This is a genomic window from Psychrobacter sp. PAMC 21119 (assembly GCF_000247495.1).
GTDB lineage: Bacteria > Pseudomonadota > Gammaproteobacteria > Pseudomonadales > Moraxellaceae > Psychrobacter > Psychrobacter glaciei.
Genome location: NZ_AHVZ01000040.1, coordinates 13,798 through 26,475 on the forward strand (window position 1 = coordinate 13,798; position 12,678 = coordinate 26,475).

At 43.1% G+C, this 12,678-nt stretch carries 12 protein-coding genes; 7 read left to right on the plus strand and 5 right to left on the minus strand.

Annotated elements, in window-relative coordinates; translation table 11 throughout:
* Positions 1–268: 268 nt before the first annotated feature.
* The 7 genes from RH96_RS12895 (at position 269) to RH96_RS12925 (ending at position 8,939) form a co-directional block, all read left to right on the plus strand.
* Positions 269–1,510 (plus strand): efflux RND transporter periplasmic adaptor subunit, encoded by a 1,242-nt coding sequence (locus RH96_RS12895; protein WP_010201624.1) that lies wholly within the window; start codon positions 269–271, stop codon positions 1,508–1,510.
* A gap of 295 nt (positions 1,511–1,805) precedes the next feature.
* On the plus strand, positions 1,806–2,528 hold the full coding sequence (locus RH96_RS12900; protein WP_010201627.1) for a response regulator transcription factor: 723 nt from the start codon (positions 1,806–1,808) through the stop codon (positions 2,526–2,528).
* A gap of 111 nt (positions 2,529–2,639) precedes the next feature.
* Entirely contained in the window at positions 2,640–4,847 is a 2,208-nt protein-coding gene (locus RH96_RS12905) for a sensor histidine kinase (protein WP_010201628.1), read from the plus strand.
* A 281-nt stretch (positions 4,848–5,128) separates the two neighbouring features.
* Positions 5,129–5,899, plus strand: coding sequence for a methionine ABC transporter ATP-binding protein (locus RH96_RS12910; RefSeq protein WP_037033699.1), 771 nt, complete (start codon positions 5,129–5,131; stop codon positions 5,897–5,899).
* 48 nt (positions 5,900–5,947) lie between these two features.
* Positions 5,948–6,604, plus strand: a complete 657-nt coding sequence (locus RH96_RS12915; protein ID WP_373299678.1) for a methionine ABC transporter permease — start codon at positions 5,948–5,950, stop codon at positions 6,602–6,604.
* A 169-nt stretch (positions 6,605–6,773) separates the two neighbouring features.
* On the plus strand, positions 6,774–7,733 hold the full coding sequence (locus RH96_RS12920) for a MetQ/NlpA family ABC transporter substrate-binding protein (protein ID WP_010201633.1): 960 nt from the start codon (positions 6,774–6,776) through the stop codon (positions 7,731–7,733).
* Positions 7,734–8,090: 357 nt separating this feature from the next.
* On the plus strand, positions 8,091–8,939 hold the full coding sequence (locus RH96_RS12925; protein ID WP_010201635.1) for an aldo/keto reductase: 849 nt from the start codon (positions 8,091–8,093) through the stop codon (positions 8,937–8,939).
* A 271-nt stretch (positions 8,940–9,210) separates the two neighbouring features.
* Here RH96_RS12925 and ccmE read toward each other — a convergent pair whose 3' ends face one another.
* The 5 genes from ccmE to ccmA all read right to left on the minus strand — a co-directional run bounded on the left by ccmE (position 9,211) and on the right by ccmA (position 12,661).
* Positions 9,211–9,711, minus strand: a complete 501-nt coding sequence (gene ccmE / locus RH96_RS12930; protein ID WP_010201636.1) for a cytochrome c maturation protein CcmE — start codon at positions 9,709–9,711, stop codon at positions 9,211–9,213.
* A gap of 253 nt (positions 9,712–9,964) precedes the next feature.
* Positions 9,965–10,186 carry a heme exporter protein CcmD gene (ccmD, locus tag RH96_RS12935; protein WP_010201638.1) on the minus strand — a complete coding sequence of 74 codons (222 nt, stop codon included), beginning with the start codon at positions 10,184–10,186 and terminating at the stop codon, positions 9,965–9,967.
* 44 nt (positions 10,187–10,230) lie between these two features.
* Positions 10,231–11,019, minus strand: a complete 789-nt coding sequence (ccmC, locus tag RH96_RS12940; protein ID WP_010201639.1) for a heme ABC transporter permease CcmC — start codon at positions 11,017–11,019, stop codon at positions 10,231–10,233.
* A 218-nt stretch (positions 11,020–11,237) separates the two neighbouring features.
* Positions 11,238–11,975 (minus strand): heme exporter protein CcmB, encoded by a 738-nt coding sequence (locus RH96_RS12945; RefSeq protein ID WP_010201640.1) that lies wholly within the window; start codon positions 11,973–11,975, stop codon positions 11,238–11,240.
* A 56-nt stretch (positions 11,976–12,031) separates the two neighbouring features.
* On the minus strand, positions 12,032–12,661 hold the full coding sequence (gene ccmA / locus RH96_RS12950; protein ID WP_010201641.1) for a heme ABC exporter ATP-binding protein CcmA: 630 nt from the start codon (positions 12,659–12,661) through the stop codon (positions 12,032–12,034).
* Positions 12,662–12,678: the final 17 nt, after the last annotated feature.

The window sequence follows — 12,678 nt, forward strand, 5'->3', positions numbered from 1 at the left end:
TACCGAATCATCTTCATTTGTGATAAATATGTATCACTGTATTTTAATATGTTCGTTTTAGCACAGTTACTCGTTGTTTTCCAGTTATTTAGTGAATTTATGTTCAAATTAATCATCGGTTTAGCAAAAATACTCTGATTATGACTCTTCCTCTTCCAGTCATGCGTTTGAAATCAATAACTCTGTCTCGTTGCGTAAATATCGCACTATTATTTGCCCTTGCCCCGATTCACTATATAATAAACCAATGTTTATGAGGGCAATTGGTATGAGAGTTTTTATAGGTCTAAAAAATAGTGCGTATTTATGCAGTGCTTTATTATTGCTTGCTGCCTGTCAGCCCTCGCCCCCTACTGATGAGCCTGTGACCGCAGAAAATAGTGAGACGGTAGAGACACCCATTATCATTGATGACGATAGCGTTACCATGACGCCTGACCATATTTTAAGTATAAAGCCATCACGCTATCAGCCCAGCATAGGACTCCAAGGCCGTATTGAACCAATCAAGAAGACCCAGTTCACCGCAGCAAAAGCGCTCACTGTCCAGCAGGTATTGGTAGAAGAAAATCAATGGGTAGAAAAAGGCACGCCACTGCTGATCGTCCAGCGTCAGGAAGCCGCTAGTAAACCCACAGAGTCAGCTCCTACCTCCACAGCTGAAAATACAGAATTTGCAACATCAGACCAATCCACACAAAATAGTAAAACAGAGAACAAGACTGATAACCAAAGCCAAACAACGAAGCCGACACCGACACCAACACCAACATCGATAAAGGCTAATGAAAATAACGCTGAAGCTCCTCAGTCTAGCGGTGATAAAACTAGCGTTGATAAAAATAATGTAATAGCCAGCAAAAATGCACCTGCTAGTACCAAACCATCCTACAAATTGATGACGGTGCGTGCCAGCTTCTCAGGACGTGTCGAAAAGCTGTATGCCGAAGCTGAACAAAAAATGGACGCACGCCAACCACTTTTGCAGCTCAGTGATGAAACTGAATTACATTTCATCGGCATTGTACCCATTCAAGCTGAGCCTCAGCTTTCTGTCGGACAGACGGTCAATTTTACCGCTGAAGGCATGTCGGATAAGTTTACTGGACAAGTTAGCAGGTTGACGGCAACAGTTCAGCCCAAACAGCTTTTGGTTCATGTGAATGTCGTCAATAATGAAATCAGTCGCGAGAAATTACAGCCTGATATGCAAGTGACGGGGCGTGTCAATTATGGTCAGATCGATGTCGGTACGATTGTCCCCGAACGCGCGTTACATGACGTTGACTTAACAGAGTTGCAGCGCCCACCCTATAAACCGTTAAGACCCTTGAGCGCCAATGTATGGATTATTAAGCAAGACCAACGCCTAACTCGTCAGCCAGTTGAGGTCGTCGAATACGATCCTATTACCAAGCAGTATTTAATTGCAGGCATTAGCAATGACAGCTTAATTTGTCTTGCCGACTTAACCATTGAATCTAAAGGTAAAAAAGTGGTGGTTTCTTAGAGAGCAGTAGAGACAGTTACATTGTGTAGAAACATTAACAAAGCGTGTCTTGTTTAGTCACGTGTTAATTAGGCAATATAGTATTATTACTTTGTCTTATATTGACTGAAAGCTTAATCATGTTTCTTTAACCCTATCTTAACGGTCAATGTCTTATGATTAAGGACAATAACGATTTAGAAGCACTTAGATTTAGGATCATGCAGATTTAGGATAATATAGATATCGAGGCGCGCTAGAATTTTAATAAAAAGCGATTTCTTGACAAACCATAACAACAACTAAAGGACAAGCTATGAGTAAGCAGATTTTGTTAATTGAAGATGATCCAGATTTAGCAGAACTAATCAGCGACTATCTGACCATGAATTACTATGATGTGCATCATGCAGGACTTGGTCAAGAAGGTCTAGAGTTGCTAGATACCAAAGAGCGCGGTATTGACTTGGTGGTCCTTGATTTGATGCTACCTGATATGGATGGCATGCAGGTTTGCCAAAAGATACGCGGTAACAAAAACAATATGACCAATAAAGTGCCGATCATCATGCTAACGGCTAAAGGCGATACTACCGATCGCGTATTGGGTCTTGAGATGGGCGCTGATGACTATATCTCTAAACCGTTTGAGCCACGTGAACTATTGGCACGGATACGAGCGGTCATTCGTCGTCACGAGCAGCCAAATCAAGCAGACAGCCAATCGGACAGTTTGACCTTTGGGCGTCTCAGTGTGTTCCCTGATAGCCACGAAGTAACGATCGATGAGCTGCCTGTGCGTTTGACGACGCATCAGTTTCAATTGCTGCACTACTTTGCTACCCATTCTGGTAAGGTACTGAATCGTGAGCAATTGTGGCAAGCCATGCCAAATGATGACAGTTCAGACAATATTGATCGCGCTATCGATGTTCATATCTCACGCTTACGTGCCTTGATCGAAGACAATCCACGCCAACCAAAGCGTATTATTACTGTACGCGGTGTCGGTTATCAGTTTGCTACCGATCAGGTTTAATCTTAAATGGCTCGATATACAATTAATCGAGCCTGTCACCATAGTTTGGATTAAATCAGACGAATGGCGTGATATGAATTGATACGAGCATCTGACAATAGAGATGGTTTAATGCAGCAATTGGGTTTTCGCTCCGTATTTGCCAAGTTATTTGCCAGCGTGATGCTGGCACTTACCTTATTTGCAGTCGCCATGGTGCTATTGACACAGCTGGTGCATGACAAAGATGCGGGTATCCGCTCAGAAGTATTGGCTACACAGATTTTGGGTCAAATTGATCCTTTTTTGCATGAGCTGAATATCTCCATTAGTAAGGACAACCGTTTACAGTCACGCTTTATGCTGGCAGTGGTCAAAAAAAGCTTTGATATCTTTGACGAATCCTTACAAGCAAAGATGGGGTTATACGACAACGAAGGTCGTTTGCTTATGCAAACTGACAATAGTGACTTGCCGTTAGTGCTACCGCCGACTCCCTCTTTATTTTCACAAGTTTTTCCATCCCTTTCAGACACCTCCCCTACCAAGCAAGCTCAAGTATATAGCAGCACTGGTTATACATTGCTGTACGAATCACGCTTGCCGCCAAAAAAACCCGTGCTCTCCGCTGCCTTAAATTTATTTACTGGTACCCTATTGCTGCTATTAATTATGGCAGGCGTTCTATGGTTGATTGCTCGCACTATGACGTGGCGTATCAATCAAATGAGCCAGCAAATGACCCAATTGGGTGATGGTGATTTTACGGTAAGAGTCAATGCACGTGGTAACGATGAAATTGCTTCGTTAGCACGCGGCTTTAACCAAGCGGCACAAAAAATTGAGCACCTTATTAATGCCAACAATCTGCTATTGGCGCACGCCTCTCACGAGCTGCGTACGCCGATTACCCGTATCCGCCTACAAATCGAGATGATGGATATGCTGGCAAATGCGATGCCAACAGATACCAAAGCAAAATTTGATAAACGTGCGCAAGCGATCAACCGAGATTTGTCGGGGCTTAATGATTTGGTTGAAAGTATATTATTGGTGAGTCGCTTAGATGCTGGTCATGTCATGCAGCAAGTCGAGCATTTGGATTTGTATGACTTAGTGAATCAAGAACGTCAGCATTATCCTGAAGCCACTTTGATAGGTGAGCATATCGTCATTGATGGTCAGGCACCGATGCTGACCCATCTCATTCGCAACCTCTTAACCAATGCCATGCTACATGGTAAGCCACCGGTTACCGTCTTGATCTATGGCATTCAGACTGTTGATGAAGCCGATACCATTCCAGATTATTTGCTGCAAACAGTGGTTTGTAGTAGCTTTGCTGATTATAACAGTTCAGATTTTGACCATTATGATGAATCACAAGCCTCTGATAACTTAGCGCAGCAAACATCGGCACAACTTGACGACGTTTCTAATGGGTCTCCTACAACCAATACTGACAAAGACAAAGCAGAAAAAATAGCAGCGCTAATCACACTACCAGCACCACCGATTTATCGAAATGGTGAGAGCATTGTGCTTGATAATAACGATGCTGATGATGACGGTTCAAATGTGGATGTAACTGACGTCATCACTGACAACACTAAAATAACTGACATGACTGGGCTAGAAACTGGCACCTCAGCAACAGACGCTAGCAATTGTGCCGATGTTGAAGAAAATGCTGCTGGAGATTCTATAATCAGTGACAATACGCTCAACGTTAATTCAGAATCGTCCCTAATCGCTAACTACCAGAGTTTTACCACGGAATTGACTGAGAAAATTAAAAAAGTCATGTGGAAAGCCGTTCCTGACAGTAAAAAATCTGTAGAAATCTGTAGCCATAACGAAGCAATTATTAGTAGTAAAGCGATCAGTAAATCCACTGATGCGCTATTAAATGATAATATCCAATCTCGGAAAACCAGTAAATTAACGACCGATGAAACTGTTAGCAAAGATGATATTAAAGGCAATGCTCAAAGCGAGAGCGAGACGCCGACCACAGCGCGTAAAGAAAATTTATTCACTAAACACATGAAAAAAGCCAAAGCCGAACCAATACGCCCGCTACCAAAATACGTTGTGCTGGCGGTCATTGATGAAGGCGAAGGTATTCCTGAAGACAAACGCGAAGAAGTCTTTAGTCCATTCGTGCGCTTGCAACAAAAAAACAAAGGCTCAGGTTTGGGCTTATCCTTGGTTTCGCAAATCGTCACTGCTCATCAAGGGCGTATCGTGACTGATACTATCAATGGTCACACCAGATTTTTGGTCGTTATACCCGTAAAGCAAGATCCACATTATAACTATCACGACAATAACCACTAGCACGATAATCATCACTAGCAACTGGCAGAACCTCCTCTACTCTGCTGGTCATGACCTCCTTCTCATACAACAACTTAAATTTTCCAGATAGCTTATAACTAATAACCATTAGTCATAAGCCGTTCACGGATGTGCATATCCAAAACATTACATAATATGCTATATTACCGCCCCTTATTGCATTGTTAATGGTAGCGACCATCCACTTTGACGCTGTCATTAGTAAGTTGCAGCCTAATTATTCTATAACCATCATAAACCTATTAAATTTTGAGCCCTCCATGAGTGACATGATTGTCTTAAACGATGTGACCAAAAGTTTTTTAAGCGACCGATCAATCAAAGATAAAGACGGTAAGCCGCATTGGTTTACCGCTGTCGAACCGACTTCATTGTCTGTTCAGCAAGGTGAAATTTTTGGTTTGATGGGCTACTCAGGTGCCGGTAAATCGACTTTATTGCGTCTGATTAATATGCTTGAACGCCCAGATGCCGGTCAAGTCATCATCGATGGTACTGACTTAACAACGTTATCTGCCAGTGAGCTGCGTATCGCACGTCATAATATTGGTATGATTTTTCAGCAATTTAACCTGATGTCTAATCAAACTGTTTTTGATAACGTGGCATTTAACTTAAAAATCTCTGGTTATCCAAGCCGTGATATTCATAAACGGGTTATGGATTGTCTAGCCATCGTTGACTTAACTGATCGTGCTGGTCACTACCCTGCGCAGCTGTCAGGTGGACAAAAGCAGCGTGTTGGTATTGCACGCGCGATTGCGCCCAGCCCAAAAGTACTATTGGCCGATGAGCCAACCAGTGCGCTTGATCCTGCAACGACGCGCAGTCTACTGACCTGTCTACGCGATATCAACGAACAACTTGGCGTCACCATTGTCATTGTGACTCATGAGATGAGCGTCATTCGTAGGCTCTGTCATCGTGCAGCACTACTACATCAAGGACAACTATTAGAAGTTGCAGATGTCAAAGACGGTCTGATTCAAGCAACCACCCCTATTGGCCAAGGCTTAGTGCACGAAGACTAATGAGGCAGGAGAAAAAACATGTTAACTGGTAGTGAATTATCCGCCTCGATAGATAAATTGTTGGTGCTGCGCAAAGAAATTATAAGTGCCTTTATCGATACCTTTGTTATGCTTGGTATTTCTACAACAGTCGCCATTGTCATTGGCGGACTGTTTGGCATATTCTTATTTTTGTCCAGTGATCGACAGTTTTTGCAAAACAAAACCCTCTACGGGGTACTTGGCGGCATCACCAACTTTATGCGCGCTTTCCCGTTTGTGATTTTGATGATTGCCATGAGCCCATTTACTAAAGCCATCGTCGGTACTGGTATTGGACCCATCGCCGCATCGCTAGTACTCGCGATTGCAGGTTCGTTCTACTTTGCCCGTTTGGTCGAGCAAAACTTACGTGAAGTGCCACGCGGTATTATTGAAGCAACCGAGTCTATGGGTGCACGACCTTTTACTATCATAAAAGTTTTACTAAACGAAGCGCGCTCAGGACTGGTGCTATCAGTGACCATCCTCTGTATCAGTCTGCTGTCTTATTCAGCGGCGGCTGGTATGATTGGTGGTGGCGGTTTGGGTGATTTGGCCATTCGTTATGGCTATTATCGTTATCAAACTGAGGTAATGATTTTTATCGTGATTGTATTATCGATCATGGTTATCTCAATCCAAGCCTCTGGCAATTGGCTCGCCAATCGTTTAGATAAACGTTAAACCGCTTTAGAGAATACTTGACATCACGAGCGACTAGGTTTATTTTTGGCCATACTCAACCCTTATCTCAGCGCTTATACCAAAAAGCAGCATTACTATTGATAATGTTGCTTTTTTAATTTTCAGACGATAAACGTTTTACTCAATCCCACTCCTTAAAGGACATATTATGAAATTAACAGATATCAGCCGTCAGTTAGCGACCGCATTTGCCGCTGTTGGTGTATCAAGCTTGGTCTTAGTCGGTTGCAGCAATTCATCAGCACCAGAAGCGACCAAAGAACCAGTTACCGAAGGGTCAACTGCAGAAACTGCCGCTAGCGATATCGATCCTGACCATACCAAAATCATTATCGGTACTACTGAAGGCGACTTTGCTGATATGGTTCGCAATCAAGTGAAAAACACGCTTGAAACACAAGGTTATGAAGTTGAGTTGATTGCTTTTACTGACTATGTCCGTCCTAACCTTGCGTTGGCTGAAGGCGATTTGGATATCAACATCTTCCAGCATAAGCCTTACCTTGATACCTTCAAAAAAGAAAACAACCTTGACCTAGTTGAAGTGTTCCAAGTACCAACAGCGCCACTTGGCATCTATTCAGGTAAAAAAACCAGCCTTGATGCTGCATTTAAAGGCATGAGTGTTTCTGCACCAAACGATCCAAGTAACTTTGCTCGTGCTTTGGTCATGATGAATGATCTTGGCTGGATTAAGCTAAAAGACGATATCGATCCATTGACTGCGTCAAAAGCTGATATCGCTGATAACAGCAAATACGACATCGAAATCATTGAACTAGAAGCTGCCCAACTACCACGCGCGCGTGATGAAGTTGACTTTGCAGTTATCAACGGTAACTATGCTACTGACGCTGGTATCAAACTGACCGAAGCCTTGTTCCAAGAGCCAAGCTTTGCTTACGTCAACTGGTCAGCGATTAAATCAGCAGATACTGGTAAAAAATGGGTTGAAGACGTAACCAATGCTTATAATTCTGAAGCCTTTAAAAAGTATGCTCATGATACTTTCCCTGGTTATAAGTACCCAAAAATCTGGGGCGCTGATCACGGTGCAAACACGGATACCGCGACAGAATCTGCACCAGTAGAAGCTGCTGCTCAATAATTTTTAGATCGAAAAATACCTGAACATATAGGTATCATGCTAATGACGAACGCCCATTGCTGAATAGTAATGGGCGTTTTTGATGGCCTCAATTTTGTGATTACTACTCTTTTAAACCTGTCTCTAGTGGTTACCAGTTACTAAAAATGACGTTACAGCCTGTTTGCCCTTTGTAGGAAAGCGTCACCTACTCTATCGTACTGTCCTCATTTTCCTTATAGTGAGTGCAGTTGAATCGGTTCTGGCTCTTTATATGATCAACTTTAAAAGTGGAATCTGAGCCTATGAACCGAATGCTAATGAACTGAATAAAGTCATCAACTAATAATATGAAAACTTGCACATAAGGATAATAATATGAGTTCAAAAAATTATAATATTCGTACTGCTGGACAAGCAAATATCCCGGTATTAGGTCTTGGTACTTGGCAGTCAACCGGTCAAGATTGTATTGATGTCGTCAGCCAAGGTCTTAAGATGGGCTATGAGCATATCGATACCGCCCAAGCTTATGGTAATGAGAAAGAAGTTGGCGAAGGTATTAAGCAATCAGGTATCGCTCGTGACAAATTCTTTTTGACCACTAAGATTTTCCCTGATGATATGAAGTTCGAGCCTGAGAAATTGGTCGCAGCCGCTAAACGCTCTTTAGAAGATTTGGGTACAGATTATGTCGATCTATTGCTCTTGCATTGGCCCGACGATCGCGTACCTTTATCTGAAACCATTCCTGCATTGTGCGAACTACAGAAACAAGGGTTGACGCGTCATATCGGTGTTTCCAACTTTAATATTGCTAATATCATTGAAGCCAAGAAATATGCGGATGTACCAATCGTGGTCAACCAAGTTGAGTTTCACCCTTTTATTAAGCAAAATACCTTACAGACTTTTTTAAACAATCACCATATTTTATTGGAAGCTTATTCGCCACTTGCACGCGGTGATGTGTTCGATAATGAGGTTATTAAAGAAATCGCTGATAAGCATAACGTCACGCCAGCACAGATATCACTGGCTTGGATTCTATCAGACAAGCACCGCGTTGCCATTCCGAAGACGTCTAACCCTGACCATTTGCAAGGTAATTTAGATGCAATGAAGGTGCAGTTGAGTGCAGATGAGTTAGAGAAAATTGGCAAACTTGCCAGTAGCGATGGTCGTAAAATTGAGCATCCTGACTACAGCCCTGTATGGGATGATTAAGGTCTAGATAATGAAGATCTATTAGTACCAAAATTTGTATAAAAAAGAGCCGCTAATAAATTATTAGCGGCTCTTTTTACTATTGGATTGACTAGAGCGTGTCTTCAATTCACTCGATAGTCATCTGAATGGGCTAAAAATGGCTAAATCTTGCCAAACATCGTCAAATAGCTGGTTAATATCCCGATATTATCTGCACTCTTTTTCTTGTTTGACGGCAATTTATCTCATTTTTATCACCATTTTTGAAATGAAGACACGCCCTAGAAAATTACTGCTGTAAAGTGTCCGTCTCATGTACCTTTTCAGCAGGATTGTATTGCTCAGAAGAAGGCACTGCACCGCTACGGTTGTTTTCTTTCATTGATTTGGCCACTTCTGGCGGCATATAGTTTTCATCATGCTTAGCCAACACTTCCCCTGCCACAAAGGTATCGCCTTGCATTTTACCCGTGGCGACGACGCCTGAGTTTTCAGCGAATAAATCTGGCAAAATACCTTGATAAGTCACAGGTACGGTCGATTGAAAATCAGTAATAGCAAATTCAACATTCAATGGATTGTCTTCTGCGCGTCGGACACTACCCGCGACTACCATGCCGCCCGCTCGAATACGCTTATCTTGGGGTGCTTCACCTTGCGCAATGGCTGTGGCATCGAAATAATAGTCGGTTTGTTGTCCAATGGCATAAATTACCAATACGACGGCGATTGCCGCCCCTGCCAACGTAAACATAACCCACATCAGTTTTTTGCGACGAACTGCGTTCATACCACTACCTCATTGATGAGTCGCTGTTTTATAAACTATATTTAATGACATACAAAAATATAAAACAGAAAATATTAAAGAAACTACCATTAGAAAAACGTTCTAAAAATGTCTTTCTAATCGTACTCTTCTAATGGCTATATGGTAGCATTTTTCGCATAAATCAATAAGCCCTTAGCAACTGACGAGGTCATATATTTACAATTGAGAGGTCGTAATTTTTTTAGCTAAGGCCATGATATTAAAATAATTTTTACATCGGTTGCTTGGTTTCAGGATTAGGGGTTTTAGCCGTACGTTGAGCTTGTCGAGTCTGCTGAATGGTCAGCTGCTTGATAAGGGCCTGTCGCTGCCTGCGACTATAAATGATAAAAGCCAACATCACGCCAACGGTAATGGCCCAGCATGACCAAACAAAAACACCATGCTTACCCATGGCGAGAAACTCAGATACGCTATAAAAGTAAGGCTGCATAATATTTTCCTAGCCGTTATTTGTTTTGGCGACAGTCATTGCAGTCATTTGGCTTGTCCGCGGATATATTCTTTGACCCACGCTTTGCCTTGATCACGATACAAAATCAGCGTGTTGGTACGATAAATCGCTAACGTCGCGACCAATAAATAACTACCAATAATCATCAGTAATAATGGCATCCACATATCCGCTGACATTTTTGGTGCAGCAGTTAAGGTAAAGGTCGAGCCTTGATGCAAGGTATTCCACCACTGTACCGAATACTTAATAATAGGTAGGTTTACTGCACCAACAATAGACAAAATAGCGGCGGCTTTACCACGATTGGCCGTATGCTCAAACGCGGCAAACAGTGCCATGACGCCCGCATACAAAAACGCCAAAATGAGCATAGAGGTCAAACGTGCATCCCAAACCCAGTAAGTACCCCAAGTGGGTTTCGCCCAAATAGAGCCCGTGATTAAGCTAACCACACAGAGCAAAAATCCTAGCGGAGCAAGCGCCTGCGCCACCAGACTAGCGGTCTTGATTTTCCAAACTAAATAAATAACCCCGAGCACTGCTAAGGCAAAATAGATAGAAATGGCAATGCTGGCAGCGGGTACGTGGATAAAGATAATGCGGTAGCTATTACCTTGCAGGTAATCAGGCGGCGCAAAAGCGAGGCCCCAGACACTACCGATCAATAGGCAAATAGTGGCTAATATTGCCAGCCACTTGACCCAAGGCGAAAAAATACGAAAAAACTGCTTGGTACCCACAGTGGTCAAAAAGCCCTGCCAGATGCGCTGCCACAGGCTAGGAGATGAGACGTTATTCAGGTTGGGCATGGGAATAAACCTATTGGCACAGCGTATTGGTTGTAACCGATATAGCGCATCATGGGCGCGACTATCTGTCAACCTGCCGGCGTTAAACACTGGATAGAATCTACAAGTGATTGTTTGCTTAGTTAGCTGGCTATTATAGCAAAGTTGCCAGTTTTCAACATGCTGTTAATACATTGGGTTTAAATGACTGGGTTTTGATAGTAAAGAAAGTCTACAGTTTAATTGAGCCATGACATTTTTAAGGTCATCGCAATCACCCATGGCATGATTAATACTGAAATAATACTCCCTGCCAATAATAATGCTAGTATCGGTAAGCCATTAAGACCAGTGGCAAATAAATCAACTGCTCCGGTGGCAAAAATCAATACTGGTAACTGCATCGGCAAAGCAATCAAAGGCACTAGCACCGCGCCATTCTTTAATGACAGCGTCAAACTACTGGCAACCGCTGATAACATCAATAGCATCGGACTGCCCGTCACAATAGAAGCCATCAATATCCACGCCTCAAACCAGCTAAGCTGAAACAATGGCACGGCAAGCAAACTCAATGCCGCCACAATACCACTACTAAAAATCCAGTGAATCACCAAACGAATCAACACCCATAACGGCAGCGACGCTTTGGCAACAACCAATTGCGCCAGCGTACCATTATCAAGGGCAGGCTTAAACAAGCCGTCGACACCCATTACCAGTGACAACAGAGCGGCAATCCACACTGCCGACACGCCAAGGCGCTGCAATAGCGCAGGCTCACTACCAACCGCTAACGGGAATAAGGTAATAATCACTAAGAACAGCACCAAAGGGTACAACCACTGTACCGCCCCTTGCTGCTTCACGTGCCACTCGCGCCGCCATAACTGCACAAAGCTGATACCGCGCGCAGCCGATGCGCTAACGTTTGAGCTTTTATTCGCTACTTGTACTGGATTGTCTGTTTCTATCATTTATTCGCTCTTCTACGGATGCTTGGCACATTTATACTGATGACACGCCCTAGCATTCAAACCATATAATCGGATAAATCGAGCACTTGGTTGGCTACGCCGACTGCCTGATGACTGGTCATTAATATAGCGCCGCCAGCATTGGCAAATTCGCGTAATCTGTCTTCAATCCGCGCCACCATATCGACATCAAGAGCAGTAAAAGGCTCATCAAGTAGCCATAACGGTGTCACCTCAGGCGTCAATAAATATAAGCGCGCAAGAGTGATACGGCGAGTTTGTCCAGCAGATAAATGGCTTGAGCTAATCGTCTCAAAGCCTTGCAGTCCGACCCAAGCTAAAGCGTCATCAATATCAGCAACACTTGGGCTAATGCCGTATAAATTCAGCAAAAAGGTCAGATTTTGCGCGACGGTCAAATTTGGATGTATGCCCAACTGATGCGACACATATAAAGGCTGAACCGGTAAACTGGCTATTCCTTGATAATAAACTTGACCTTCCAACACTGGTAATAATCCAGCCAGCTGCATCAGTAGCGTCGTTTTGCCTGTACCATTGGCACCAATCAAGTGACAAATACTGCCCGCAGGTAAATCGAGCGCAACGCCTTCACATAAGGGGACTTCACCGCGCTGAACGGTCAGCTCATCAAGCGTAAGTAAGGCGGTATTCAGAGCTGTCATTCAAACCTCTTATTATT